The sequence below is a fragment of the Streptomyces sp. NBC_01142 genome (assembly GCF_026341125.1).
GTDB lineage: Bacteria > Actinomycetota > Actinomycetes > Streptomycetales > Streptomycetaceae > Streptomyces.
In genome coordinates, this window is the sequence record NZ_JAPEOR010000002.1 from 1,340,830 (window position 1) to 1,367,218 (window position 26,389).

General features: G+C 69.6%; 26 protein-coding genes, 1 tRNA gene and 1 pseudogene. 14 read left to right on the forward strand and 14 right to left on the reverse strand.

The window, feature by feature from the left end; all coding sequences use genetic code 11:
• Positions 1–180: 180 nt before the first annotated feature.
• Positions 181–834 carry a DNA alkylation repair protein gene (locus tag OG883_RS23540; RefSeq protein ID WP_266544210.1) on the forward strand — a complete coding sequence of 218 codons (654 nt, stop codon included), beginning with the start codon at positions 181–183 and terminating at the stop codon, positions 832–834.
• Between the two features lie 650 nt (positions 835–1,484).
• On the forward strand, positions 1,485–1,727 hold the full coding sequence (locus OG883_RS23545) for a hypothetical protein (protein WP_266544213.1): 243 nt from the start codon (positions 1,485–1,487) through the stop codon (positions 1,725–1,727).
• Between the two features lie 811 nt (positions 1,728–2,538).
• Here OG883_RS23545 and OG883_RS23550 read toward each other — a convergent pair.
• The 6 genes and pseudogenes from OG883_RS23550 to OG883_RS23575 form a co-directional block, all read right to left on the reverse strand.
• Entirely contained in the window at positions 2,539–3,093 is a 555-nt protein-coding gene (locus tag OG883_RS23550) for a hypothetical protein (RefSeq protein WP_266544215.1), read from the reverse strand.
• Between the two features lie 87 nt (positions 3,094–3,180).
• Positions 3,181–3,858, reverse strand: coding sequence for a PQQ-binding-like beta-propeller repeat protein (locus tag OG883_RS23555; RefSeq protein ID WP_266544218.1), 678 nt, complete (start codon positions 3,856–3,858; stop codon positions 3,181–3,183).
• A 91-nt stretch (positions 3,859–3,949) separates the two neighbouring features.
• Positions 3,950–4,153 (reverse strand): annotated as a pseudogene (locus tag OG883_RS23560) (glyoxylate carboligase); the annotation flags it as partial.
• A gap of 511 nt (positions 4,154–4,664) precedes the next feature.
• The gene (locus OG883_RS23565; RefSeq protein ID WP_266544220.1) at positions 4,665–5,099 is read right to left on the reverse strand and encodes a hypothetical protein; all 435 of its coding nucleotides are present in this window, start codon (positions 5,097–5,099) and stop codon (positions 4,665–4,667) included.
• Positions 5,092–5,877: an MBL fold metallo-hydrolase gene (locus tag OG883_RS23570; RefSeq protein ID WP_266544223.1), complete on the reverse strand. Its 786-nt coding sequence runs from the start codon at positions 5,875–5,877 to the stop codon at positions 5,092–5,094. Before OG883_RS23570 ends, OG883_RS23565 begins: the two co-directional genes overlap by 8 nt.
• A 17-nt stretch (positions 5,878–5,894) precedes the next feature.
• The gene (locus OG883_RS23575) at positions 5,895–7,028 is read right to left on the reverse strand and encodes a molybdopterin-dependent oxidoreductase (RefSeq protein WP_266544226.1); all 1,134 of its coding nucleotides are present in this window, start codon (positions 7,026–7,028) and stop codon (positions 5,895–5,897) included.
• 868 nt (positions 7,029–7,896) lie between these two features.
• Between OG883_RS23575 and OG883_RS23580 the strand changes: the two genes are divergently transcribed.
• On the forward strand, positions 7,897–8,520 hold the full coding sequence (locus OG883_RS23580) for a hypothetical protein (RefSeq protein ID WP_266544235.1): 624 nt from the start codon (positions 7,897–7,899) through the stop codon (positions 8,518–8,520).
• A gap of 128 nt (positions 8,521–8,648) precedes the next feature.
• Positions 8,649–9,080 carry a hypothetical protein gene (locus OG883_RS23585; protein WP_266544238.1) on the forward strand — a complete coding sequence of 144 codons (432 nt, stop codon included), beginning with the start codon at positions 8,649–8,651 and terminating at the stop codon, positions 9,078–9,080.
• Here OG883_RS23585 and OG883_RS23590 read toward each other — a convergent pair.
• Both OG883_RS23590 and OG883_RS23595 read right to left on the reverse strand, forming a co-directional pair.
• Complete coding sequence (locus OG883_RS23590; protein ID WP_266549373.1) at positions 9,073–10,212, reverse strand: MFS transporter; 1,140 nt, start codon at positions 10,210–10,212, stop codon at positions 9,073–9,075. The genes OG883_RS23585 and OG883_RS23590 overlap by 8 nt on opposite strands.
• A gap of 23 nt (positions 10,213–10,235) precedes the next feature.
• Complete coding sequence (locus tag OG883_RS23595; protein ID WP_266544240.1) at positions 10,236–10,679, reverse strand: Chromate resistance protein ChrB; 444 nt, start codon at positions 10,677–10,679, stop codon at positions 10,236–10,238.
• A 17-nt stretch (positions 10,680–10,696) separates the two neighbouring features.
• Between OG883_RS23595 and OG883_RS23600 the strand changes: the two genes are divergently transcribed.
• The 5 genes from OG883_RS23600 (at position 10,697) to OG883_RS23620 (ending at position 14,606) form a co-directional block, all read left to right on the forward strand.
• The gene (locus OG883_RS23600) at positions 10,697–10,951 is read left to right on the forward strand and encodes a hypothetical protein (protein WP_266544243.1); all 255 of its coding nucleotides are present in this window, start codon (positions 10,697–10,699) and stop codon (positions 10,949–10,951) included.
• Positions 10,952–11,341: 390 nt separating this feature from the next.
• Positions 11,342–11,653: a calcium-binding protein gene (locus OG883_RS23605; RefSeq protein WP_266544245.1), complete on the forward strand. Its 312-nt coding sequence runs from the start codon at positions 11,342–11,344 to the stop codon at positions 11,651–11,653.
• A gap of 52 nt (positions 11,654–11,705) precedes the next feature.
• Positions 11,706–12,911 carry a hypothetical protein gene (locus tag OG883_RS23610; protein ID WP_266544248.1) on the forward strand — a complete coding sequence of 402 codons (1,206 nt, stop codon included), beginning with the start codon at positions 11,706–11,708 and terminating at the stop codon, positions 12,909–12,911.
• 310 nt (positions 12,912–13,221) lie between these two features.
• Positions 13,222–13,707, forward strand: a complete 486-nt coding sequence (locus OG883_RS23615) for a hypothetical protein (protein ID WP_266544251.1) — start codon at positions 13,222–13,224, stop codon at positions 13,705–13,707.
• Positions 13,704–14,606, forward strand: a complete 903-nt coding sequence (locus OG883_RS23620; protein WP_266544254.1) for a Crp/Fnr family transcriptional regulator — start codon at positions 13,704–13,706, stop codon at positions 14,604–14,606. Before OG883_RS23615 ends, OG883_RS23620 begins: the two co-directional genes overlap by 4 nt.
• 795 nt (positions 14,607–15,401) lie before the next feature.
• Here OG883_RS23620 and OG883_RS23625 read toward each other — a convergent pair.
• Positions 15,402–15,476: transfer RNA gene (locus tag OG883_RS23625), tRNA-Val, on the reverse strand.
• A 190-nt stretch (positions 15,477–15,666) separates the two neighbouring features.
• On the opposite strand from OG883_RS23625, the gene OG883_RS23630 reads away from it, so the two are divergent.
• From OG883_RS23630 to OG883_RS23645, 4 genes are all read left to right on the forward strand, one after another.
• Complete coding sequence (locus OG883_RS23630) at positions 15,667–16,476, forward strand: DUF4097 family beta strand repeat-containing protein (RefSeq protein WP_266544257.1); 810 nt, start codon at positions 15,667–15,669, stop codon at positions 16,474–16,476.
• A gap of 71 nt (positions 16,477–16,547) precedes the next feature.
• Positions 16,548–17,912 carry a hypothetical protein gene (locus tag OG883_RS23635; protein WP_266544260.1) on the forward strand — a complete coding sequence of 455 codons (1,365 nt, stop codon included), beginning with the start codon at positions 16,548–16,550 and terminating at the stop codon, positions 17,910–17,912.
• Positions 17,913–18,021: 109 nt separating this feature from the next.
• Positions 18,022–18,603 (forward strand): DUF4383 domain-containing protein, encoded by a 582-nt coding sequence (locus OG883_RS23640; protein WP_266544262.1) that lies wholly within the window; start codon positions 18,022–18,024, stop codon positions 18,601–18,603.
• A gap of 127 nt (positions 18,604–18,730) precedes the next feature.
• On the forward strand, positions 18,731–18,940 hold the full coding sequence (locus tag OG883_RS23645; protein ID WP_266544265.1) for a zinc ribbon domain-containing protein: 210 nt from the start codon (positions 18,731–18,733) through the stop codon (positions 18,938–18,940).
• Between the two features lie 63 nt (positions 18,941–19,003).
• On the opposite strand, the gene OG883_RS23650 is transcribed toward OG883_RS23645, so the two are convergent.
• Together OG883_RS23650 and OG883_RS23655 are read right to left on the reverse strand one after the other, a co-directional pair.
• The gene (locus OG883_RS23650; RefSeq protein ID WP_266544268.1) at positions 19,004–19,648 is read right to left on the reverse strand and encodes a response regulator transcription factor; all 645 of its coding nucleotides are present in this window, start codon (positions 19,646–19,648) and stop codon (positions 19,004–19,006) included.
• Positions 19,639–20,853 carry a sensor histidine kinase gene (locus tag OG883_RS23655; RefSeq protein ID WP_266544270.1) on the reverse strand — a complete coding sequence of 405 codons (1,215 nt, stop codon included), beginning with the start codon at positions 20,851–20,853 and terminating at the stop codon, positions 19,639–19,641. The genes OG883_RS23650 and OG883_RS23655 overlap by 10 nt, the downstream gene beginning before the upstream one ends.
• A 119-nt stretch (positions 20,854–20,972) precedes the next feature.
• On the opposite strand from OG883_RS23655, the gene OG883_RS23660 reads away from it, so the two are divergent.
• Positions 20,973–21,626: a DedA family protein gene (locus OG883_RS23660; RefSeq protein ID WP_266549375.1), complete on the forward strand. Its 654-nt coding sequence runs from the start codon at positions 20,973–20,975 to the stop codon at positions 21,624–21,626.
• Here OG883_RS23660 and OG883_RS23665 read toward each other — a convergent pair.
• Genes OG883_RS23665 through OG883_RS23675 form a run of 3 tightly spaced genes read right to left on the reverse strand, consistent with a single transcriptional unit; the run spans position 21,589 to position 26,389 of the window.
• Positions 21,589–22,422, reverse strand: a complete 834-nt coding sequence (locus OG883_RS23665; RefSeq protein WP_266544273.1) for an HAD family hydrolase — start codon at positions 22,420–22,422, stop codon at positions 21,589–21,591. The genes OG883_RS23660 and OG883_RS23665 overlap by 38 nt on opposite strands.
• Complete coding sequence (locus OG883_RS23670; protein WP_266544274.1) at positions 22,419–25,226, reverse strand: phosphoribosyltransferase; 2,808 nt, start codon at positions 25,224–25,226, stop codon at positions 22,419–22,421. The genes OG883_RS23665 and OG883_RS23670 overlap by 4 nt, the downstream gene beginning before the upstream one ends.
• A complete protein-coding gene (locus OG883_RS23675) occupies positions 25,226–26,389 on the reverse strand; it encodes an HpcH/HpaI aldolase/citrate lyase family protein (protein WP_266544276.1) in 1,164 nt (387 codons plus the stop codon). The genes OG883_RS23670 and OG883_RS23675 overlap by 1 nt, the downstream gene beginning before the upstream one ends.

A 26,389-nucleotide genomic window follows, 5' to 3' on the forward strand; every position in this document is an offset into this window, starting at 1 on the left:
TCGTAGTGAAGGCGAGGGGCAGTGCCGAGAACTGCTGCAAATTTGCGAAGACGCGGGATTTCGTGTCGGTGGCTGCCGCCGAACCGGCATGTACGACCGAAGGCCGACTTCCCTCGTAGGCTGAATCTCGCATGCGACGGACAGGAGGCTGAGGTGGCCGAGACGATGGTGGCCGAGGTGATGGCCGAGCTGGCCGGGCTTGAGGACCCGAAGGCACGCGAGGTGAACGAGAGACACGGTGACGATCACGGTGTGAACCTCAGCAAGCTGCGCGCGCTCGCGAAGCGACTGAAGACGCAGCAGGAACTCGCGTGCCGGCTCTGGGAGACGGATGACACCGCGGCGAGACTGCTGGCGATCCTGATCTGCCGCCCCAAGGCGTTCGAGCGTGACGAGTTGGACGTCATGGTGCGCGAGGCGCGCACACCCAAGGTGCACGACTGGCTCGTGAACTACGTGGTGAAGAAGAACCCGCACTCCGAAGAGCTGCGCCTGGCCTGGTCCGCCGATCCGGATCCAGTGGTCGCGAGTGCCGGCTGGGCGCTGACCACCGAACGCGTGACGAAGAAGCCCGAGGGCCTCGACCTCGCAGGACTGCTCGACGTCATCGAGGCGGAGATGAAAGATACCCCGGATCGCCTGCAGTGGGCGATGAACCACTGCCTGGCTCAGATCGGGATCGAGCACGCCCAGCACCGCGCCCGTGCAATCGACATCGGTGAGCGCCTGGAGGTGCTCAAGGACTACCCGACTTCCCCGGGCTGCACGTCTCCGTTCGCGCCCATCTGGATCACCGAGATGGTGCGCCGACAGCACGACAAGACGGTGGCTTGATTGGCGGTGGCTCGTCGTCTCGGGCAGAAGTAGATGCCGAAGGCCCCCAGCCATGATCGGTTGGGGGGCCTTCGTACCGGTGGGCGCGGACGGTTTCGAACCGCCGACATCTGCTTTGCAAGGTCAACCGCACGCCCCCTGCTGCTGGCGCTGCCATGGCTGCCTGTGCCGCGAGGAGACGTGCATGGCTGCTGAGATCCACCGCCGTTGATGTCAGCTGTAGATGTCAGCTCCTCCGCTCGACTCCGCTACGGCCGCCGGTAGGCAGACGAGTCGATCCCTGGCTCCGGCTCCCTCGTGGAGCCGGGTCCGGTGTGCTGCTGATCCGAGGTCCGCTCATCCTGTGATTCCCCCGTTTGACGGCCGTAGACCTCCACGCGCTGAACAGCGCCGCCGTCGGGTAACTCCTGCTCGCTCAGTGCGACTGGGCACTCGACGTCGACGGGGTCGAGCACTGGGCATGCCGGCTGGAACCGGACCCCTCGAAGTGGCAGACAGAGCCGGCGTTCCGCCTGGCGGACTGGCGGGACCCGGGATCCCCGGGACGCTCGCCCGGGGGGCCCGGCGGCTTTGACAGGGCACCGAGAGGGGAGGAGGGTGAAATGTGTCCTTTGATCCGATAAGCGATAGGTAGTCGGAGGTGCGTGAGGATGCGCCGCAGGATCGTTGCCGCAGTTTCCGCAGGAGCCGCAGGGCTCGCGCTCGCAGTGATGCCCGCAACCGGGGCGTTCGCCTCGAGCGACTCCAGGGTTGATTACGGATGCTCCGACGGGAGGGACCGGGGCGACCGTCGAAGCGACTGCGGCTTCTTCGACAACCGCTACGACCGCTACGACCGCTACGACGGCTATGACAGAAACTTCGACAACGCGGTGATCTTCATCGTGCTGTGAGAGGCCATCATGGGGGGCACTCGTCAGTGCGGGTGGCGCTGATCCATCAGCACCTGGTCAACGGTCGGGGTCACGCGATCGCCGCTCATGCCGACGAGCAGATCGTGGAGGTCCGGCCAGCAGAGCCAGAGGACGTATCTGGCACATAGCCGGCACGACGCCCCTCCCCCGGCCGCACGGCCGAAGAACGATCAAGGCCCAGGCTTCCGGCTTACTACCGGTGACCTGGGCCTTTGTCGTGCTTCCTACTGGTGGGCGCGGACGGTTTCGAACCGCCGACATCTGCTTTGTAAGAGGTCCAAGAACCTAGATCATCTTTGCCGATCTTGCTTCGACTGCCCCATTTTCGCTGGTCATAGGCAGGGTGGGCGAACCAAGGTGCGCGATCCTTACCGGTCTTTCCCGGTCCTTGCGTTCCCATGATGTTCCCAGCGGACGACATGGAGACCCCGGTGAAGCCCTGAGGTGATGTCGCCCCAGGCTGTGACAGTGCTGATTCCTTGACCACTGCAGTGCATTTGAGGTGCGGGGCAGAATCTGCCTCCTCGCCGGGGGGCGGGCCTATGACCGTTTTTGGCAGGTCAGCCGCCTGATCACAGACTACCGCCATGTCTCTGAACGGGCGGGGTGACCCAGGCCGCCTCCCGCTCGCCGGGCTCCAGCTGTAGAGGTCCAGCGACGTGGCGTCCACCAACCACCTGCTGTGGAAGGCCCCGTACCACGCGCCGCAGCTTCCTGCTCGCCCCTGCTGGCGTGCGCGGGAGGCACGGCCTGCGAGCGCATCTGACTCGACGTTCTGTTGTTGCCGCCCTCAGCAGTTGCCCCTCTCCGCCGGACGCATCAGCAGAAACGGATGCTTGTCCATCGTGATCTCCGGCTCGGCCGTCTCCGTGGCGGCGATCCGGATGTCATTGGTGATCAGATAGTCGTCCGCGACGGACAGGTGCGTGATCGGTCCGCCGGAAGGCTTGTGACAGGCCAGCTCCGCGCCGGACTTCGGGTTCAGCCTCACCAGGGCCGCTTCCTTGCCCTTCCACAAGTCAGAAGCCACCCAGACCGCGTCGGACGTGACGGCAGCGATCCTGAACGCGGGCCGGTTCAGGTCGTACTCCTGTTCCTGCCGCCTCCAGGCGCGCTTGCGGTCGACCGGGTTTCTGGTGGAGAGCGAGTGTCCTGCAGGCGTGGAGATGATGTCGACGGGCGGAAGACCGCGAACATCGGGGCGGGGCTGACCGGTTGCGAGCGTGACCGGCTTGCCCGCCTCGTTGATCCACCAGTACACCGGCTCCAGACCGTGCGTGCTGCCGACCGGGTGGTACTCCACGACGTCGCACACGGGCCCGACGCATCCGTCCGGCTGAAGCATGGCGCCCGTCTGGTTCTCCGCCGGCCAGTCGGCGGCCGGCTCGAGGGTCGCCGTCTGCTTGCCGGTACGCGGGTGGAGCAGGCGCAGCTACGACTCACAGTCCTCGTCGACCACGACGGCATGGGTGGCCGTCCATGCCGTCCCGCTGGTATCGCAGCCCTTCCACGGCCTGTTCCACAGTTTGTCGCCCGTGGCGGCGTCAAAGGCGACCACCCCGCTCTTGCCGATGCCGTGGGCCACGACCACCGGCCTCGGTCCCGGCACGAGGCGAAGGCTGCCGTACGTTGCCACGGTTTCGAACGCGGACCAGCGGTCCCCGATGTAGTCGGAGTCCTCCGCGCGCCAGGCGACGGCTCCGGTTCTGGCGTTCACGGCAATCAACGCGCCGTCGTACCAGAGCGACACCACAAGGGGGTCCCCCTTCCCGCGGTCGACCACCGCGACCTTGTTGAGCTCCTCCTCGCGCTCGTACGACCAGAAGACAGGAGCCTTCTCGGGCGCTTCCAGCGCCTCCGCCCAGACCTTGCCGGCCGCGGTCATCACCCGGAGCCTGCGGTCGACGACCAACGGCCGCGAGGGCAACGCCACCTGGAACCCGGCGGTGGGCCGCTCCACCCTGTTCGGATAGGTCCCACTCGCTTCGGTGACCCGCTCCTTGACCTGCTTCTCTCCGCCGATCGTGCAGGCCGCCAGCACGGTCAGGGCGGTGATCGCCCATATCCCCCGCAGCCCCACCCGTCGTCGGCAACCTCTCGCGTTACGCATGCGGCGGATCCTAGCCAGTAGGCGCAAACGCGGAACGGCGGCCGTCCCTCCGAGGAGGGGCGGCGGCCGTTCAGGCCTGTCGAGCAGTTCGTCAAACCAGCGGGCTGATCGCCGTGGGGGCGTGGCCCGGCTCCGTGGCCAGGTCCTCCCACTCGTTGATCGCGTCGATGCCTGCGCCAACCATCGAGATGTTGGTGACGCGCTCCAGGATCGCCTCGACGACCACCGGGCGGAACTCCGCGGCGAGCTTCGTGGCCTCCTCGAAGGCCGGCAGCAGCTGGTTGTCCTTTGACAACGAAGTCAGTCGTCCACTGCGCGCTAACCTGCGGCGACTACCTTGATTGGCAAGGGAGCCCGTGGCGCCGCCCGTCCGCTGACGCCGTGATCTGGGGCGGCTGGATTGGACGGCAAGGAACTCCACAGGCTGAGTTCGACGTCACCGGGGATGTCGGCAACCGTGCCACGGCAAAATCACTGTGCGAGCTGGGGCGTTGGGCGCAGCCCGAGGAAGGGTGCGCAACACCAAACGCGAGAGGAAGCGCGAGGGCAATCGCAACAGCCTCAGGCCCCACACCGAGTGCACTTGCAGCCCAGGCCCTCGACGACCTTGACGTGTGTCCTGTCGCACCGAACCTTGAGCGAATCTCACCGAAGACTGACGGATTGCAGTTCGTCTCATCGAAGGTTAAGTACGCAGGTCAGGGCGTTGCGGCAGCGGACCGCATGATCGCGGCCGATACTGCACAGGTACGGTTGGACGGCGGCCGGGAGCAGCAGATCCAAAGGGCAACCTCCGTCGCGACGGTTCAGCGAAGCAGTGCTGCGCGCAGGGTGATGCCGTGCCGCGTACGCAGCCGCCGCAGCTCCCACATCGCCACGGCGGTGACGGTCAGCGGGGCTCCCAGGATGAAGGCCACCCGCACTCCGAACGGCACACCGTCGTAGGCACCCCGGAATACGTCGAAGAGAGCGACTTCCCAAACGAGCAGCGTCGCGAGCAGCGGTGGAACCGTCTCGTGGAGGTCTGCTGTCCGGAAGACGTGCACGAGTGACTGCGCGATGCCGTAGAGACCAAAGGGGGCGAGCCACAACATGAAGGCGCCTAGGGCGAACAGCAGCGCCACCCGCCCTGCCGACGCCGTCCAGTTCGTTTCCTCGTCCACGTAACCCAGCCCCGTGATCAGTCTTGGCACAGCGAGCGTGACGACCAACGCGAGCAGCGCCCCGGCGGGCTTACCCACGCGGGACAAGAACAGGCGCCGGTTGGGTGGGCGGGCCGCCGAGTACGTCCGGACCGGACCGGTTGATCGGCGCCATGTAGTGGTAGTAGGCGGGGTACGGCGGCAGGCCTGCCAGCCGCCCGCTGATGAACTCCTCCTCGTCCCGGGTGGTCAGCGCGAGGTTGGTACGCCGCTCGGCGCCCAGGGTGGTCGTCCTGGCCCCCGACACAGGGCCGGCCGCGCAGGAGCTCCCCGCTCCGTGCGTCGGCAACACCCTCGTGGCATCGGGCAGCAGCGCCAGTCGTCGAAGCGAACGGAACTGCGCCCGGGCGAGCTCCTCCGTGTGGTCCTCGCCGGACAGGTCGGTGCGGCCGGCGGAGCCGACAAGGAGGCTGCCTCCGGTGAAGACGGCGGTCGGCGGCTGCAGTGTGTCGTCGAAGACGAGGTACGAGGTGTGCTCGGCGGTGTGCCCGGGCGTCTCCATCGCCCGCACGGTCACATCCCCGATGGAGACCTCGTCGTCCTCCGCCAGCCCCAGATGATCGAACGCGTACGGGGCGCGGGCCGGGACTGCCACCGTGGCTCCGGTCGCCGCGCGGACCTCCAGAGCACCGGAGACGTAGTCGTTGTGCACATGCGTCTCCAGGACGTACCGGATCCGCACGCCCCTGGAGGTACAGGACTCCATCAGCCCCCAGCTGTCCCGCTGCGGGTCCACCAGTGCGGCCTCGTCGCCGCTGACGAGGAGATAGCTGGTGTCACCCAGCGACGCGGTCGTCATGATCTCGATCTCGCTCATGCCGTCTCCTGAACCCCTCATACGACGACCACCTCGACGGATGCCACGGGGTTGCTGCCGTATCCCCCGGCGTTCCACGGCGCCCGCGGCGGCTGGGTGCCGCCGTGCTCGTCGGTCGCGCGGGCCAGTAGCCGGTACTGGCCAGGCCGACGGGGCGTCCACCGGTACGACCAGCCGGTCCAGGCGTACGGCCCGGACGGTGGCTCCAGCACGGCGTCGTACCAGTCCCTGCCGCTCAAAGGGCCTTCGCCTCCGTAGCCGTCCTCCTCACCGCTGTGACCGTCCGCTTCCTCGTACGCAACCTGCATCTCGACCCGCAGCACGGGGACCCCGCCGCCCGACCAGGCCCGGCCACGTACGAGAGTCTCGCGGCCTCGGCGGATCACCGAGTCCGGTTCGGGTGCGGTGATGAGGGACTTGACCCGCACGGTCGTCACGGGCCCGTCGGGGGTACCGCGCGACGCGAGATAGACATACTCCTCAGTCTGAAAGACCCCGCTGAAGGGCTCCATCACAGCCCGCGCCTCGACCAGCCACTTCACGTCGGCGACCGCGTACCGCCCGGGGACCACCAGACGGACCGGCGCCCCGTGCTCGGGCGCGAGAGGCTCACCGTTCATGTGAGTGGCGAGGAGGGTGTCCGCGTGGAGAGCCACAGCGAGCGGGAGGCTCCGCTCGAACGCCGTCCGGCGGCCGTGCATAGTGCCGAAGTCGGCTCCGCCGAAGACGATTTCCACGGCTGCCCGGTCGATCCGGGCCCGGGTGGCGAGGCAGTGGAAGGGCACCCCGGCGAAATGTGCGCAGCCGACGGCCCCTTGCCCCCATGGCAGGCCTGTCGGCCGGGGTGACATCTGACTGCGGCCGTTCCCCGCGCATTCCAGTACGACGTCGAACTCCCGGCGCTCCATCGTGAGCAGCTCGTCGTAGCCGATGCCGAACGGCTCGGCCGCGGCTCCGCCGAGCCGCAGCCGCCACTCGCGGTGTGTCGTCCGCGGGATGCCGAAGTGATCGCGCACGAAGAAGGCACCCACAGGTGTGACCGGCTCGGCAAGCGCGGCCGGCGGCGTCTGAGCGTTGTACGGGTCGGCCGTGACCGTCTCGGGTGCCCAGACCGTAGCGCCGGCCTCACGCGGAATTGGCCGTGCGGTCATAGCAACCCCTTCCGTCGGGCTCCTATCGAGCACGACGCGGGTTTCCTTCAGTCTATGTCCGGCGCCCGGCTGCGGCAGAACTCCCCTACGCGCCTGGAGGGGGCACGGCCCACATCGGTCCTACGGACAGGCAGACGCGGGGCTGAGTAGGGTCGGGGGCTGGCGCGGTGGCTTCCGCTCCGTTTCCAGCCCCCGACCCTACTAATGATCTGTTACCTCCAGGTTTTTGACGTGCGGGGCTGTGGTGTTGACGCGTCTGCCGGTGCGATCGAGCCTCGATGGCTGAGTGGGGTGGCAGCTGAGGTGGGATGCGGCTCACGCCTGTCTCATCCCAAGACGCCCTGTTCTACGCCGTGCTTCCATGGTCGGCACTGCGCGCCTGGGCGCACTCGCCTCAGGGCGGTACGTCCAGGGCATGAGCGAGCGACGCCCGTATCCGAGCGATCTGTCCGATGCCCGCTGGGAGTTGATCGAGGGTGCCTCATACATGCAAGGAAAGCCGACATAGACGACTTACCGGAAAGTCCGTTCCCCGAATGTTCCCCTCAGACGCCGAAAAGGCCCTCCGTGATCCATCACGGAGGGCCTTCAAGGCTCTGACCTGGCGTTTCTTGAGCCGCCTTCGGGATTCGAACCTGGCTCCGCGGCTGACAGGCTGTCCTTTCTGCCTGTGGGTGCGCTGTGGCGCCTTGACCGCGCACCGTGCCCACATCGGGACGCGGGGGACCGCAGTCGAGATGGATTCGGCCCGCGGTCCCGCAAGGGGTGGCTCCGGCGCGCAGTCTCGCTGTCAGCTCAACCGATTGCCCAACGCCCGGATTATCTGGAGCTCATGGCCCCAGGCCCCCGGTAGCGTGCACGGTAGGATTTGGCAGCCTGCCTGCATGCCTGGTTCAACGAGGTGCGGCAGACAGGGATCTCCGTCGAGTCGGGCACCGCGCTCGTGAAGACCTTGAGCCAGTGCCCGGCGTGGGTAGCGGTACAGCACGCAGTACAGGTCACAGCGCCGCCGACCGTGCGACCGGATCTGTATACCGACAAGGGAGAGCTACGGGACGCGGCGCTGCTGGGCATGACCGGCCTGGCCCGCGCTGTGCAGGCCATCATCAACGGCCTGCCCGTGGATGACCAGTGCTGTCCGCGGTCCTACCAGCACAGCAACGATCTGCAGGCGGGCATCGTAGTCGCGGAGTTCGTGGCGTTCTGCCAGTCACCGTTGCCCGTGCCGGAGGACTGGCTTCTTCTGGACGCGCAACTACCCAAAGACACCGTCGTCTCGGTCGGTGGGTACACCCTGAAGACGGCGACGGCCGGGGACTTGCGTCAGCCGCAGGCACTACCAGCGGCCCAGGCGGTATGCGCCGTGTTGGAGCGGTCCGAGATGGACCCGGGGTTCCTCAACGGCGCGACTTTCCTGCACCGTGACGATCCGGACGGGGAGTTTGGTCAATGGCATCCGTTGGCCGCTCATGAAGCTGCCGACCTGGCCTGAGCTGCATCACTGGGGCCGCTGTTCATCCTGCTGTTGTGGCGCAGCGACGTGGTGTGCCACATGGATGCCTGGTTCGTGGTCGAGCGTGGCCGGCGCATCGTCGGCGCAGCGGTGCGGTTCCCCGGACGATGGACATCTTCGTGAACGAGCACGGCGAGGAGCTGGAAGTGGAGCGGCGCCAAGCGGGTCTCTACGGGGTGGCGGAAGAGGAGATGCCCCGATTCCGCGCGTTCTGCAGCGCCGTTGACACGCTGATCGAAACGGTCCTGGCAGACGCCTCGAAGGTCGGCAAGAAACGGGCGCTTCGTTTGGAGCGCGCCGCCAAGCACCTGGTGCGCGCCTCCCACCGCACGCAAGATGACGGATCCGTCTGGGAAGAGGAGGCGGACGAGATCACGCTGCAGTACGTCATCGCTGTGGAGGCACTGCTGACCGGCGATAGGATCAGCGGGGTCGCCCAGAAGATCAGGCAGCGAGCGGCCATGCTCTGGATGACGACCGCTTGTGTGCGGATGGTCATTGACTGCATTTCGAACGGCGAACGCGGGCCAGTCACGTAGTCGCTCGGGTGACCGCCCGTCCGCCGGGCCCCTGGCCGTAGCCCGGTGGGCGCTCAGGGTGTGCTGTGCGGCGGCGGGCTGTGAGGGCGAGCAGCGGACCTGCGGCGATCAGGATGGCGAGGGCCGCGTATCCGTAGGCGAGGGTGGTGACCGTGGCGACGGCGGCGACCAGGAGCGGGCCGCCGGCGTCGCCGAGTTCGCGGCCCAGTTCGGCGGAGCCCATGGTCTGGCCGAGGCGTTCGGCGGGGGTGGAGGCGGCCAGGGCGGCGAAGCCGAGCGGGGTGATCAGGCCGGTGCCGATGAGAGCGGCGGCGAGCAGGACCCCGGCCAGGCCCGGCAGCATGGCCGCCGCGAGTCCTGTCGCCGTGATGAGGAGCCCGGCGAGGAGTCCGGCCCCGGTGGTCAGGCTCCCGGTGTCGAGAACACGTCCGGCCCTGGGCTGCACCACGGCGGCGGTCGCGGCGAGGACGGAGACGGCCGCGCCGGTGGCGACGGTGCCGAGCCCGGCGCTGGCGCCGGAGACGGGCAGGAAGCCGACGCCGACGGAGAGCGCGGCGGTGGCGGCGGCGAGTGCGGCCGTGGGGGCGAGGAAGGATCGGTCGGCCAGGCGGCGCGCGAGGACGGCCCACAGAGCGAGGGCGGCCGCGCACACGGCCATCACCGTGAACAGCAGCCGCAGGCCGCAGGCCCAGACCAGGACACCGCCGAGCAGCGGGCCGAGGGTGTAGCCGATGGACTTGTAGAAGCCGTAACTCCCGAATGCCCGCCCGTGCTTGGCCGCCGGGTTCAGTCTGGCCACGAGCGCGGAGGCCGACGGCGAGAAGGCGGAGGCAGCCGCCCCCTGCCCGAGGCGGGCGGCCCACAGCCAGCCGGGACTGTCGGCGATCGCGTACAGCGCGGACGCGGCGGCGAAGGCGACGAGCCCGCCGAGAAGCACGGGCTTTGCACCGATCCGGTCGGCGAGCGAGCCGAAGACCGGCTTGAGCAGCACCTCGGCACCGTCGTACAGGGCGAGCAGTCCGCCCAGGACCAGGAGCGAGGTGACGGCGTCCTTGGAGAATCCGCCAAGGTTGGCGGCGATGCCGTGGGCGCCGAAAGCGGTGGTGAATCCGGCGGCGTACAGCGGCCACATCGCCCGCCTCGCTGCTATCGCGGTCATGGGGTGGGCTCCTCGTCGGCGGCGTGCAGGGCGACGAAGACGCGCTCGGCGTACTCCTCACAGACGGCCGTGCACCGCTTCAGGCGCTTGGCGGCCTCAGCGGCCTGCGGGGCGCCGAAGACATCGCGCACGGTCAGGTCCCGGTGCCAGCTCCGCAGCCGCTCCAGGCTCTGCTCCTCTTCCTCAAGCTCGGCCTGGGTGAACTTGGCGACCCGGACCTCCTTGGCGATCTCCTCCTCGAACTTGCCGCAGTCCGCGAGGAATTCGGTCCAGTCCGCAGAGCGGGCAGCGGTGAACATCTCCCGGAAACGGGCGGCGTCCTGGTCCGAGCGGCCGGACGCCCGAAGCGTCACACCCTGCCCGCCCGCGCTGTCGGTGAGGTCGAGAGCGCGCTGCACGCCGTCGGCGAAGACGGGCACCTCCGCACGAGGCCGGAGCATGGAGAAAGGACCCGGGTATGGCGTGGCCGGCGAAGCTGGTGGGTGTGGCTGCGGTGGGCGGCGGCGCTGTGGCCGGGTATCTGGGATTGGTGACTGGGGCGCTGCCGCTGGATGTGGGCGTTGGCCGGCGGACCCGCCCGCTGGGGCCGCAGACGGTCGGCATCCAAGCCCCCCGGGAGGTCGTCTTCGACGTGATCGCCCAGCCGTATCTCGGGCGGGCCACCCGGGCGATGCGGGAGAAAGTACATCGCCGACGCCCGCCCGCTCGATGAGTACCTGGAGATCCTTACCGCAGCCGGGCTTCGCACCGTCCACACCGTCCACACCGAGCGCCACGACCAGGCGATGCGGCGCATGATCGACCAGATCGAGGCCCGCCTGAACGTGCTGCGCATCAACGCCCCCGACAAGCTCACGACGGCCGTCGTGGACGTGAACTTGTGCCTCCCGGCTTCCTGGCTGGATGGTTCACCTGGCGACTCACGGTGGCGGTCATATCTCGTTCAGGTCGGTGACCGCTGCTCCCAGACCGTGGTGAGTGCCGCGACGGGGTCAGTGTCGGCCGGTGCCGCGTGTCACCATTCGCCCTCGTCGTCCGGAGGTGGGATACCAGCGGTGTCATGGCCGCCCAGTGTCACCCCGAGGGTCGCTAGTGTTGCCCCATGAGCGTGTCGGACACGGCCGAGCTTGAGGCCATGATCGAAGAGGCGACTGTCGACGCCTACAACGAGGACGAGCAGCTGACCGGTCTGTTCACCATGCTTGAGGAGCACCTCGACCTGCCCTTCACCACCGCGGTTCTCGGCGTCGAGGTAACCGTGGGCGGCATCGACCTCACACCGGACGGCAGGATCGTCGCCCTGTGCTCTCGCGGCGGCATGCGGCAGTCGATCGAAATCCTGGAGTTGCCGTTGCGCAGCCCGGCGCCCGATGGTGCGGAGTGGATCGAGGCGTACCGTCACTGGGCCGGTTGAGGCCGGGCACCTCACACCCCACACGGAACCGGCTTGTATGGAAGGGCTGAACGTGGCTAACGCCGTACAGGGCACGCATCAGGACGTCGGCGAACCGTCGCTGACCGACCTCATCGAGCGCAGTGCCGAGTTGAAAGGGCAGCTGGTCGCCTTCGGGCAGAGTGCCCGCTTCGACCGGTGGTTGACGCCCCTCCTGCTGGAGGCTGCAGGGCCTGAGCGGCAGTTGGACGAGGGCGAGGCGATCCAGATCATCGACCACTTCATCCTGCGGTACCGCCTGCCGGACGGTTCGACCGTGGTGGACCGGTTCGTCGCCGGACGGAAGGACTTGACTGCGGTCGACCGGGAGATGCTGCTCGGCTGGCGTGACCCGGTCGAGGGCATCTTCGAGATCCAGCGCAAGGAGAAGGATGCCGTCGTCCTGCTGAACCTGGTCGACGACCTGGAGTACCGCACGTACTCCAATGTGGGGCGGGCGGCGTTCCGTGGAATGTCCAAGGGGAGCTTCCTGCACACCTGCCTGGTACCCGTCCACTCGGCCGGCGGGGCGTGGCTGGTGTCCGGGGCGATGTCGAGCTACCGCAAGTCCAGCGCCACCGAGATCGCCCAGGCCGCTCTCCGCCTGGCCACCAGCCGGCCCGAACTGGTCTTCCGTAACCCCGCGAAGATCGAGCAGGGATGGCAGCGGATGCGGGAGGACCGGGCCGCGTTCGTCGAGTTCTGCGGAGGCGACGAACTGGTCCTTCCGCCTGCCGAAGCCGAGGACCTCCTCAATGGCTACTACCGTCACCGCCAAGAGGCCGCCGTCGCCGGACAGCCCGACCGTGCCCGGGGCAGGCGGCTGCCCGGCCTGGACCTGCCCTTCTTCGAGCTGCCGGGAGAACTGGCGGACTCGGACACCATCGGTGTCATCTACGACCAGGTCGACGGACTCAACTTCTACGCGGACTACGGGATGCTGCGGGACCTCTTCGCGGACCCGGCCCTCGCGGGCCGCAGGCAGCACGAGGACCTGTTGCGCACGTACCTGCGCGAGGAGTCGATCGCGCCACTGCCGATCCGCCGACTGGCTGCCGCTCACCCGGAAACAGCCGACGTGGTGTTCCGAAAGCTGCTGCGGAAGCCCGGGTTCACCTGGAGCGAGCACGGCGAGGCACTGTTGCGCCGACGCAAGCCCTGGTACTACGCGAACAAGCCCCGCCCTGGCGTCTCCGTAATCGGCGACCGCCTCAGTGCGCTTGCCGCCGGCCGTCGATAGTCACCGTTCACACCGTCGTGACTGCTGCACAACACTGCCCGTCCTCCGCCCATGCTGCGTTTCCGAAGGTCAGTGCGTGATGGGTGAAAGAGGCTTGACTGACCTCGACACAGCCCCGGACGTCCTGAACGCGGCGCGCGCCGCCGTCGCCGACGGCACCCTCGGCTATGCCCTGCTCATTGCTGAAAAGCCCCGGGACGCCTGGGCGGACTACCGGCGCGTACGTAAGCGTGCTCACATACCTGCGCATGCCATGAGCCCTAGCGTCAGTGCTGCAGCACAAATCCGCAGGCAGGAAAGGACATTGACCATGACCATCGCCGTACAGATAACGCCCAGAATCGCCGCCATTCCCGTCCACGCGGCGTGGGGAGCCGCGGCCGGCCTGGTCGGCGGCGCCGGGATGGGCATCTGGATGACGGTGTCCGAACCGATGCCGGACACTGCGATGATCACCATGGTGGCCAGTCTCCTCGGCTCGACCAACGCCTTCGCCGGCTGGCTGATCCACCTGGCCATCGCACTCTTCGCCGGCATCGCATTCGGCGCCCTGCTGGGCCAGTTCGCCCAGCGCCTCACCTCCGCGGCGGTCCTCGGCCTGGTCTACGGCGCCGCGTGGTGGTTGATCGGCGCCTTGTGGATCATGCCCGCCAACATGGGCATGCCCGTCTTCGAATGGAACGACGTCACCCGCTCCAGCCTCGGCGCCCACCTCGTGTACGGACTGCTCGCCGGACTGACCTTCGCCTGTATCGCGCGGGTGATGGGCAAGCGGACGGACCCGGATAGCCGATGACGCGGATACCGCCCGCGCAGGCCGGCGGGCCGGGCATACCACCGCAGGGGGCTGCCCTGCGCGCCAGCACGCCCGACGGGGGCGCTGTGCCCTACTGTCTGGCCGAGGGCGCGGACGCGCTGGCCAGCCCGGCGTGGGGCGCCGCACCCCCGCCCTGGGCGCCGGGACGACGCGAGGAGACGCACCACATGATCGACGCCGGTTCCGACGCCGAACGGACCTGGTGCCTGGCCGAGGTCGACATCTTCTGCGACCTGTCCGAGCAGGAAATGGAGGCCATCGCCGCCGCAGCGCCGATGAAGACCTACACGGCCGGGGAGATGCTGTACTCCCCGGCCCAGCCGTGCGAGGTGTTGTTCATCCTTAAAAGGGGCCGGGTGCGCGTCTTCCGGGTCTCCGCCGACGGCCGTGCGCTCACGACCGCGATCATCACCCCGGGCACCATCTTCGGCGAGATGGTCCTCCTCGGGCAGCGCATGTACGACAACTACGCCGAGGCCCTCGACGACGCGGTGGTGTGCGTCATGAGCCGCGCGGACGTGCACCGCTTCCTCCTCGCGGACGCCCGCATCTCCGCCCGCATCACCGCGATCCTCGGCCGCCGCCTCGCCGACCTCGAACAGCGCCTGTCCGACAGCGTCTTCAAATCCGTCGCCCAGCGCATCGCCACCACCCTGGTCACTCTCACCACCGCCCAGCCCCAGCCGGGCCCCTTGCGGCCCGGCGCCCGCCACCCGCAGATCGCTCTCACCCACGAACAACTCGCCGCCCTCGCCGGCACCTCCCGCGAGACCTGCACCAAAGTCCTGCGCGAGTACGCCGACCGCGGCCTGCTGCGCCTGGCCCGCGGCCGCATCACCGTCCTGGACCCGGCACGCCTGAAGGACGAAGCCGGATAACCCTGCCGCGGAAGCAGGGCCTCACACGACCGCTCGAACTCAAGGAGCCTCCTGGGCCCTGACGTGGCCTCAGGCTCGCCGACAGGGCCGCCCCGGTGGCACGGGGGAGGGCCACCGGGGCGGACATCCCCAGCATCGCAGAACCGCGACCCAGGCGGTCCGCCCTACTCCGACTTCTTCCCCATTGTCTTGCCGCAGCCGCACGTCGGGCTCTGCCGACCGGTGCAGGTCGGCGGGCCGGCGCATCTGCGGCGCCGTATCGCTGCGGGATGGATGCCGAGCGCGATCGGGTCTGCCAGATCACGGACACGGCAGCGTTTCGCGCGTCCGCTCGTGCCAGGAGTTGGGATCGCACCGATGTCCCGGCGCCGCAGCCGCTCCGCCAGCACACCTTGAGCGTCGGCCGTAAACACGCCGACCAGTGCGGCACCGGACGCGGCCACTACCGCCGCCATCCATGCCGACAACCAGGTACCCCCAAGCCAACACCGCAGCCGCGCCACCACCGGATACACCGATCAGCACAACCCATGGCCGCAGTGATCGCCAGAACATCAAGCCCCCGGATGACGCCACAACACCACGTATGCCCACCCATGTTCACGGCTGGCAAAACCCAGCGTCGATAGCGCAGCCGACATCAGGTTAGCCCCGAACCGTATTCGACTATCGAAAATCTAGACATAGGAGATTTATACGAACATCAACGTTCCCAGGATGTTCCCATCTGGGCACAGAAAAAGCCCCCCACGATCTTCGTGGGGGGGCTTTCATGGCCCTGACCTGCATCTTTTCTGGTGGGCGCGGACGGTTTCGAACCGCCGACATCTGCTTTGTAAGAGCAGCGCTCTACCACTGAGCTACGCACCCGTGGATGAAGGAACAGGGTACATGGCCCGGGGGGCCGACCTGCAAATGCGTTCCCGGACCCTCCCGGCCGCCGGCCGCCGCGTACGGGGGCTACCCCCACCCCCGAGACGGTGGTCGCCCGGATCGTTCCCGTACGGGCGGGCTCCTACCGTGGGGCGCATCGGCAGAACCACCTGGGGGAACGATCACCATGGCAGCACCACTCACCGGCACCCGCACCCGCACTCGCACTCGCACTCGCACCCGCGCCCGCACGCTCCTCGCCGTCGGCGGGGCCGTCGTCGTCGCGTTGGCCGTTACCGGGTGCGGGAGCGCCGATGCCGGGGAGGCGCCCGTAGAGAGTCGGTCGTTCCCCTTCGCAGGGAAGTCCCTCGTCATCGACTCCGACAACTCCGACCTCGAGCTCGTGCCTGCCGACGTGAAGGACGTGCAGGTGAAGCGGCAGGTCGACGGCTGGGTCTTCATGGGGGACGGGCCCGAGCCCAGCTGGAAGCTGGAGGACGGCAGGCTCACGCTCCGGGTGGAGTGCGATGCCCTCGCCAGTAACTGCGAGTCGCGGCACTCGGTGAAGGTGCCGCGCGGCGTCGCGGTGACCGTGGAGGACGACAACGGGGGCGTGACCGCCACCGGTTTCGACACCGCCCTGAAGATCCGTTCCGACAACGGCGCGGTGACCGTACGGGACTCCAGCGGGCCGCTCCGGCTCAACAGTGACAACGGGCAGATCGTCACCGAGCGCGTCACCGCCAAGACCGTGACCGCCCAGTCGGACAACGGGTCCGTGCGGCTCGGGCTCACGGCCGTGCCGGATCGGGTCGAGAGCGTCAGTGACAACGGGCAGATCTTCATCGAACTGCCGGATGCCGGGGCTCCGTACGCCGTGAGTGCCAAGAGCGACAACGGCGATGTGGATGTGGACGTGCCGACGGACGACGGCAGCGCCCACATCGTCGAGGCCCGCAGTGACAACGGCAAAGTCACTGTGCGAAGCGCGAACTAACGGACCCGTGTGTTCGTCCTTACCTGGTGGGAGAATGAACCGGGCAGGGCGAGTCAGCACGGGAGAGGGATGTGACGGCGACACACGCGCAGCCGCACGCAAGAGCGAAAGCGAGTGCCGTACGCGATGTCCTGGCGCTGATGCTGTTGCCGGTGCCCTTGGTCGCCATGGCGCTGGGCGCGTTCGCCGGTGGGGGCACGCGGCGCTGGTTCGGTGGGCGCGGTGAGAGCCAGCGGGCCGATGCGCAGGCCGCGAAGGACGCTGCCGCCGCTGCCTTCTACGAGCTCGACACCGCCCAGCGCGATCTGCGGATCTCGATCGAGACGATCGCGGCGGTCGACAGTTCGCCGGGCGCGCGCCGGGCCGTCGACGGCTTCGCCGCGCTGGGGCGCCGGATCGACGAGGTGAGTCATGGGTACATCACCGCCGTCGACGCGCACGACCTCGACCGTGACGACCTGGAGGCCTCCGTCGCCTCGCACGCGCGCGGCGAGCTGAACCGTGCCAAGGACGAGCTGGTACGGGTCAAGGGCGAGCTCGACCGCTTCGAGGAGGGGCTGCGGCCGCTGCTCGACAAGGCGGAGACGCAGCTCGCCCGGCTTGCTCCCGCCGTGGAGCGGGCGCGGCAGGCGCTCCTTTCCGCGAGCAACGCTCTCGATACGGCGCGGGGCTCGGGTCTGCGGGCGGACGATCTCGCGGCCCGGCTCGCCGCCCTCGCGCCCGAACTGACCATGCTCAATGAGGGCGCGGGCCGGCACGGCGTGGCCGAGACCCTCCAGCGCGCCGACCGGGTGCTGCGGGACGCCGAGGCCGTACGGGCCGAGGCCGAGCGGCTTCCCGAGCGTGCCGCCGAGACCGACAAGCGCCTGGTGTCGCTGCGGACGCGCGCACAGGCCCTCACCAACCGTGCCGGTTCCGTCGAGCCCGTCCTGAGCGAGCTGCGGCGGCGGTTCTCCGCCGCCTGCTGGCAGGATCTCCAGCCCGTCCCCGAGCAGGCGGCGCTCAGCGTCCGGCAGGCCGAGGAGCGGCTCGGGGAAGCGGGCAAGGCGCGCGACGAGCAGCGGTGGGCGGATGCGACGGCCCTGCTCAGCACGGTGCGGGCGCTGCTGAACAGTACCGACGAGGCGGTTTCCGCGGCCGGCGACCGGCTGCAGCGGCTCAATGCGGTCTCGAAGGACCCGCAGCACGAGATCGAGCGGACCCGGTTCGCCATCCGGGACGCGCAGCGCCTGGCCATGGCGGGCCGCCACACCCCGGACCCCCGCCATGCCCGGCCGCTGGACGACTCGGTGGCCAGGCTGGACCGCGCCGTCGCCGGGCTCGAGAGCCGCCACCCCGACTACTGGCATTTCCTGACCGAGACCGAGGCGGTCCGGCGCACGGTCGCGGGGGTGGTCGAGCAGATCCGCGAGGACCTGGGCGGGGGCAGCGCCTGACGCCCGGACCGTGGCTGCGCCGCACGGCTTGTACGGCTTCCCGCTTGTACGGCTTCCCGTGCGGGCGGATCCTGGATGCAGTACGAGTACGTCCAAAGGAGGCCGGAACATGGCCACACACGTACTGCATCCCAAAACGCGCCGCACCCGGCTCGACGAGCATCTGCCCGTCGACCACCGGCTCAGCCAGGTCTACCGGGTGGGCGCAGGCCTGATGGGGCTGGTGCTGCTCGCTTTCGGCATCCTCGGGCTGATCGACAGGATCGGCTTCTTCGACACCGGCGGCGACACGGTCGCGGGCCTCAACACCAATGGCTCGCTGAGTGTGCTCTCCATCTGCGTCGGGCTGCTGCTCTTCGTCGGGATGGTCATCGGCGGCAACTTCGCCTCGACCGTCAACATGATCCTGGGCATCGCCTTCATCCTGAGCGGCTTCGTCAATATGGCGCTGCTGGAGACGGACTTCAACTTCCTGGCCTTCGAGATCCAGAACGTGATGTTCAGCTTTGTGGTCGGCGTGATGCTGATGTTCTTCGGAATGTACGGAAGGGTCAGCGCGACGCTGCCGCACGACAACCCGTACTGGAAGGCCCGCCACCCCGATCAGGCAGCCCGGGAACAGCGGGCCCTGGGGCGGGAGGCCTCGCAGCGCCCGGCGGTCGGCGGAGGGAAGCAGGACGAAAGCGTCTGATCCAGGCGATCCGGTCGGCCCGGACGATCGTTCCGACCGATCGGACGAAGCCATCAGACGAAGCGATCCGACCGATCGGAGCGGGACACGCGGAGTGTTCCCGCCCGGTCGGCGTTAGCCTGTGGCCATGCCTCGTTACGAATACCGCTGCCGGAGCTGCGACGACACTTTCGAAGTGAACCGCCCGATGGCCCAGTCCTCCGCACCGGCGAGCTGCCCGGCCGGCCACGAGGGCACGGTCAAGCTGCTCTCGGCCGTCGCCGTCGGCGGTACGACGTCCGCGCCCAGCGGCGGTGGCGGGGGCGGTGGCTGCTGCGGGGGCGGCTGCTGCGGCTGAGGCCGGCGACCGGGACACCGCCGGGCGGCCGTACGCGACCGTAGGCAACGTACGGAACCGCGCTCAGCTCCCCAGATAGCGCAGCACCGCCAGCACCCGGCGCGAGTAGCCCGTCGTCCCGCTCAGCTCCAGCTTCTCGAAGATCGCGTTGATGTGCTTCTCGACCGCGCTCTGCGACACATGGAGCCGGGCGGCGATGGCCGCGTTCGTATGCCCCTGCGCCATCTCCCCCAGCACGTCCTGCTCCCGCACGGTCAGTCTGGAGAGCGGATCGGCACGCGTGCTGCGGGCGAGGAGCTGGCGTACGACATCGGGATCGAAAGCCGCCCGCCCCTGCCCCACCCGCTCCAGCGCGTCGAGGAACTCGTCGACCTGGACCACCCGGTCCTTGAGGAGATAGCCGACGCCCTCCGAGTCGGAGGTGAGGAGTTCGGTGGCGTACCGCTTCTCGACGTACTGCGACAGCACCAGCACCCCCACGGCCGGCCAGCGGCGCCGGATCTCCAGCGCCGCCCGCAGCCCCTCGTCGGTGTGGGTGGGCGGCATCCGGACGTCGGCGACGACCACGTCCGGCTGCCGCGCCTCGACCGCCGCGAGCAGCTGCACACCGTCGCCGACCGCCGCGAGCACCTCGTGGCCCTCCTCGGCGAGCAGTCGTACGAGTCCCTCCCGCAGCAGGGTCGAGTCCTCGGCCAGGATTACGCGCACGGCAGCTCCGCGGTGATGACAGTGGGTCCGCCGGCCGGGCTGTCCACGCCGAACCGGCCGTCCAGCGCGGCGACCCGGCTCGCCAGCCCGGTGAGTCCGCCGCCGGCGGGGTCGGCGCCGCCCGTGCCGTCGTCCTCCACACGCAGGTTCAGCGCCTCGCCGTGGCGGCGGAGGGTGACGTCGATACGGGTGGCGCCCGAGTGCTTGACCACATTGGTGACGGCTTCCGAGACCACGAAGTAGGCGACGGTCTCCACCTGCTTCGTCGGCTCCGCAGCCACCGCGTACTCCAGGTTCACGGGCAGCGGGGTGCGTTCGGCGACCGTCTCCAGGGCGGCCCGCAGACCCGCCTCGTCCAGCACGGTCGGGTAGACGCGCCAGGCGACGTCACGCAGTTCGGCCAGGGCCCGTCGGCTCTCCTCGTGGGCCTGGAGGAGCAGCTGGTCCGCGCGCTCCGGATCGCGGCTGCGGCGGGCGCGGCCGAGCAGCATGCCGAGGGCGACCAGGCGTTGCTGCACTCCGTCGTGCAGGTCCCGCTCGATACGGCGGCGTTCGCCGGTGACGGCGTCCATGACCTCGGCGCGGCTGGTGGCCAGTTCCGTGATGCGCCGCTCCAGTTCGTCCTGGTGGCTGGGGCCGAGGAGGTGACGTGCCAAGTGCCCTTCCAGCAGGGCGACTCCGAAGATTCCCTGGAGGGAGAGGAAGAGGAGGAAGAGACCGGCGAGGCTGCCGAGGATGACGGTGAGGGGGTGGAGAAGGTCGGTGATCAGCCAGGCGTAGAGGAAGAAGGTGCCGTAGGCCGCGCCGATGAGGACGCAGAACAGGACGACCGCGCCCAGGGCGCCGAGCGGCCAGCGGGCGGCGACGTAGCGCAGTTCGGCGAGGGGGTGTTCGCCTTCGCTTCCGTACGCGGCGGGGTGCGCGGCGGGGTAGCCGGTGGAGTTGCCGGTGGGCCGGCCGGCGGATTGCGGGGCGGAGATCCGCACCCCGAGGAAGCGGTCCAGCCTGCGCCGCTCGAGGTCCGCGAGGCGGGCCGCCGCTCTTCCCAGCGGCCGCAGCACCGCCCGCCGCCCGCGCGGCCAGGCCAGGACGAGCAGCAGGACCACGCCCGCGAACAGTGCGAAGACGGCCTCGACGACGGCGGTGGCGGCCCCCAGGGTGAGCCCCACCGCGTAGCGAACACCCTTCAGCGCCAGCGCCTTCATGATCGGCCACGCTAGTGGCTGCGGCCGTCCCCGCGCACTGCGGAAAACCACAGGAGAGTGTGCGGTCGGCTTCAGGGTGGCTTCAGCTGCGCTTTCCTAGCGTGGGGCGCATGGATCCCATGATCGAGAGCAGCACACTGGCCGCCGGGAGCAGCGCACCGGGCTGGGTGACCGGCCTCATGGACACCCTCGGCGCACCGGGCGCGGGTATCGCCATCGCGCTGGAGAACCTCTTCCCGCCCCTGCCCAGCGAGGTGATTCTGCCGCTGGCGGGCTTCGCCGCGAGTACGGGAGAGATGAACCTGATCGCGGCCCTGCTGTGGACGACGGCCGGGTCGGTGATCGGCGCGCTCGCGCTGTACGGGATCGGGGCCCTGCTCGGCCGGGACCGTACCGTCGCCATCGCCGCCCGACTGCCGCTGCTGAAGATCGCCGACATCGAGCGGACCGAGGCGTGGTTCGCCCGGCACGGATCCAAGGCGGTGTTCTTCGGGAGAATGATCCCGATCTTCCGCTCCCTGATCTCCGTGCCGGCGGGCGTCGAACGCATGCCGCTGCCCACCTTCCTGCTGCTGACGACGCTGGGCAGCGCGATCTGGAACACCGTCTTCGTTCTCGCCGGCTATGCGCTCGGCGAGAACTGGGACGACGTCACCGGGTACGTCTCCGCGTACTCCAAGGTCGTGCTGGTGGCCGCGGTGCTCGCAATGCTGGCGTTCGCGGGTGTACGGCTGCTCAGGCCGGGGGCGGGGTCGCGGCGCAGCCGGACCTGAACCGGCGCAGAATCTCCTCACCCGCCGCGATCCCCGTCTGTGGCAGTACCTCGACGTTCGGGGCTGTCCAGCCGCTGTCGGCGAGTTCGCCGTGGCTCGGGCGCCAGCCGCGGTCGGCGACGAGCAGCAGATCGGCGTCGAGGAGCGAGTCCCCGGCCGCGAGGATCTGCTCGGCGCCGGTGCGGCGGGCCACTTCGCGGACCGCGGCGCTCTTGGTGAGCGGCTGCGGCACGGCGTAGATCTTGCGGCCCTGGAGCGAGACGGTCCAGCCGCGGCCCTCGGCCCATTCGGCGAGTTCCTTCACCCAGCCTTCGGGCAGCCGCGTGCGCTCGACGACGAGATAGGCGAAGAGGTCCTCGGCGATGCGCTCCTTGAGCAGCCAGGCGGGGTCGGCGGAGGCAAGGAGATGGGCGCGGACCTCGTCGAGCGAGGCGCACTCGTCGGCGAGCCGGGCGGCGACCTGCCGCTGCCAGTCCGGGTCGGTGACACCGTCGACGAGGAGGTGCCCGCCGTTGGCGCAGATCGCGAACCGGGCGGCGGGGCCCGGCAGATGGATACGGTGGTACTGCTCGCGGGTACGGGTGGTGGTCGGTACGAACACGCTCTCGGCGGCGAGCTCGGACAGCAGTCCGGCGGCGGTCTCGGTCACATATGACAGCGGCTTGCTGCCGTACACCTCGACGCAGAGCAGGCGGGGGGCTTCCGCGTCCGGCATGGGGAGCTGGAGGGCGGCGGCCGAGTAGATCAGGGTGCGGTCGAGGTCGCTCGCGACGAGAGTCTGCGCTGTGGTGGTCACTGGGACGCCACCGCCTTGCCGTCCACGCCCGTGGCGCCGCGGGTGTACTGGGGGTGGATCAACCCGACACAGGTGTACGGGAGTCCGTCGACCTCCTCGACCGGTACGCCGCGCTGCTCGGCGAGCAGCCGCACATGGTCGAGGTCGGGGCCCGCGCCGCGCTTGGCGAGGATCTTCCAGGGGACGCGGCGCAGCAGTACGCGCGTCGCCTCACCGACACCCGGCTTGACCAGGTTCACATCGTGAATGCCGTACTCCTCGCTGATCCGCTCGACGGCCGCCCAGCCCTCCCAGGTGGGGGCGCGGTCGGCCGCCAGCAGTTCCTTCACCTCGGCGTCGACGGCGTCCGCGACCTCGTCGAAGCGGGCGGCCACGGTGTCCAGGAAGAGGCCGGAGACATCAGCGTCGGCGAGCTCGCGGTAGAACTTCGCGCCGTGGAAATCGTCCGGGCCGACCAGGTCGGCGCGCAGCACCGTACGCGATATGAGGCCGGAGACGGTGGAGTTGAGGCAGGCGGAGGGGATGAGGAAGTCCTCGCGGGTGCCGTAGGTGCGGACGCAGCCGCCGGGGTCGGCAAGGACCGCGATCTCGGGGTTGAAGCCGGGGAACTCCTCGAGGGCTGCGGCCAGTTCGCGGGTGATGGCACCCTTCCCGGTCCAGCCGTCGACGAAGACGACGTCGGCCGGGTCGTGGTGCTGCTCGAGCCAGCGCAGGGCGTTGGCGTCGATACCGCGGCCGCGGACGATGGACACGGCGTAGTGCGGCAGGTCCAGTCCGTGCCGGTGCTGGGCCCAGCGGCGCATCAGTACGCCGACGGGGGTACCGGCGCGGGCCAGCGAGACGAGCACGGGGCGCGGGGATCGCTCTGCGAGGACGGTCTCGGTGACGGTGCCGACGGCGCGGGCGATCCGGGCGGCGGAGGTGTCCAGAGCGGCCTTGAACAGCTCCTGGTACTGCGGGCTCGGCTGGTACTCCACGGGCAGCGACTCGGCGTAGTGCGCGCCGCCGCTCTGTATCGCCTCTTCGCGCTCCTCGGTCGGGGCCTCCAGCTCGGCCTCGGACAGGTCCTGGAGCAGCCAGCCGACCTCGTCCGGGGCGTAGGAGGAGAAGGCGGGGCCGCGGAGCGGGTCGGGCAGCATGGGGGCACCTTCGAGTACGGGTACGTACGAGGGGACGACGGCCAGGACGACGTGCGGGGTGTGCCCGGCGAGCTGGGCCAACAGGCCGTCGGGAGCGTGCAGTCGGGGGGTGTCGGCAACTGAGTCGACGACGGCGACGACGGCGTCGAAGCCGGCTCCCGCGACGTTGTAGGCGTACCGCTCGCCGGGGCCGTCGGAGGGCTCGTCGTGGGCGGGGAAGACGAGGCGGCTGCGTATCGCGTAGCCGGGGTCGTCGACGGCGAGGACGGGCGAGCGGGTGGTGGTGGAGTACTGCACGTCGGCGTCGACGACCTGCTCCAGGGCGGTGCCGAGCCGCAGGGGTGCGTACATCAGCTCCTCGAACCCGAGGACGAGCACGCGGGGGCGGCCACTGCCGCGTCCGGTGCCCGGGGAGACGGCATCGGCCGCGGTCCGGGGGGCCGCGTCGGCCGCGGGCCGGGAGGCGGGGTCCGAGGCGGGTCCGGCAGTGGGCTCCGCCGCGCCCGGTCGCGCCGGCGCAGGCCGGGAGGTCACGTCGGGCCGGGAGGCAGAGCACGCCGCGCTCTGCCGCGCGGGCGCGATCTCGAGCGCCTCGGCGATGCGCGCCGCCATGCCCGGGAGCGCGGCCTCCAGCTGCTCGCGATGCCCGGGTGAGAAGCCATGGCGCCCGCCGTCCGGCACACCCGCCGGCCAGCCGAGCTCCACGCGCACCGGGGTGCGTCCCGCGGGCCGGCCGTCCGCGTCGGGGGCGTCCGCGCGCACGCGCTCGTCACCGGCCGAGAACGGCACCGGTTCCACCGCGCCGGACCCCGTCACGCGGTCTGCGGCATCCGCCGCTCGAGAGCCATCATGCGCAGCCACGCCGCCCGGCGCGCCCGCACCCGCGCCCGCACCCGCGCCCGCATCCGCGCCCGCGTTCGGGAGCGACGTCGCCGACTCGAACTCCGCGACCAGCGCCTGGCCCTTTTCCAGGACGCCCTCGGGCAGCCGCACCGTCCCCGATGCCAGGGCCACCAGGTCGACCCGGGCGCCGATCTCCTGGGCGAACTCCGTCAGCCTGGCCCTGTCCCGTTCCGACCGCATATCGACCAGGGCCACTATCACGTACCACTCGCGCGGGTAGCGCTCGTGCAGGTCCCGGATGGTGTTGAGCACCGTGTTGCCCGTCGAGAACTCGTCGTCCACCAGCACCAGCGGACCCTCGCCCGCCAGCAGCCCGGCGTCCTCCGGGAGCAGCAGATGCGAGGTGGCGTGCGAGTGGGACTCCTCGAAGCCGCCCGCCCGCGGTACGCCCTCGACCGGGCGGCGCGTGGAGTGCAGATAGGGCGCCAGGCCCACCCCGTCCGCCACCGAGTGGCCCAGGCCTGTCGCGGTCTCCGCGTAACCGAGCACGACCGCGCGCCGCGCCGCGTCGTCACCCAGCAGCTCCCGGACACGCTCGCCGAGCCTGTAACCGGCGCCGTAGACCACCGCAGGGCTCTGCGGGACGTGCTTGCCGAGCACGTTCGACACCAGCAGGTGCGCCCGTTTCGGGTTGCGGCGCAGGGCAAGGCCCAGCAGCTCCGGGAGCCTGTCGTCACCGACGAGACCGACTCCGAGCCGCTCGGCGACCCACGTCCCTGACCACACCACGTTCGTGTTCTCCCTCTCCGTCGGCTGCTCCATCAGCGCGGGAGCCCTGCCGCCAGCAGCTCCACGAAGCCGACGTCTTCCTTTGCGACACCGAAGACCTCGGCCCGCAGGAGGGTCCGCTCCGCCCAGGCGCGGTGCGGCTTCACCTCATTCATTTTGTTCGTGTACGCCGAGCGCAGCACGCCGCCGCCGCCCCGCTCGGGCCGCAGGATGTCCTGGGCGTCACTGAACTCCTCGTGACTGACGACCGACAGCGCGTGCACGGGCAGCACATGGGAGGGGTGGATGCAGGTCTTGCCGAGCAGCCCGTTCGCGCGGTCGAGTTCGATCTCGCGCAGCAGCCCGTCCAGATCGTGTTCAATCAGCGCGGTGCGCAGTTCCTCGGCCCGCCCCTCGAGGAAGGGGCTGCGCCGCAGCTGTGGCTTGAACATGCGCTCCTGGAGACGGAAGTACTCCCACACCGGTCCGGTGATGGTGAAGCCCGTTCCGTCGGAGCGGCCGAGCACATTGACCACGTCCGCGATGACTCCGGCGACGATCCGTACGTCGTACGCCGTCATGTCGGGCGATCTGCGCAGCCCGTACGCCGAACAGAAATCGGTCACGCCGAGGCGCAGCGCGAGTACCCGCTCGCGGTACTTGTCGACGGTGCGGGCGATCCCGGTGAGGACTTCGGTCCTGGTCTCCAGGTGCAGCAGCTCGGGCGACTCGAGGACGGGCATGGCGAAGAGCCGCCGCCCGCTCTCGGTCTCCGCTGCCGCCAGGGCCTCCAGGAAGGGGACGCCGCGCTCCTCGGTGAACTTCGGGAGTACGAATCCGGACAGCAGCCGTCCCGCAGGTCCCAGCCGCCTCACCAGGTCCGGGATCTGCGCCGGTTCGCGGACCCGGACGAACAGCAGCGGCGACTCGCTGCCCAAGGCGTCGAGCTGGGAGAACTGCCGGACGAGATTGTCCTCGGCGTCCTCCACGTCCGCGTCGTCGATGGAGTCCTCGAGGCACAGCACCATCGAGACAACCCCGCGCCCCGCCTGCTTGATCACGTCATCGGCGAGTTTCGGCCGGGTGGCAGGACTGTAGAGCGTGGCACCCAGAGCGGCTGCGAGTGTGCGCGCCGGGGAGTCCGCACCGAAGTCGCACGGCTCCTGATGGAACAGCCCTGCCTGAGCAGCGGGCGGGATTTGCCCGAAATGACGCAT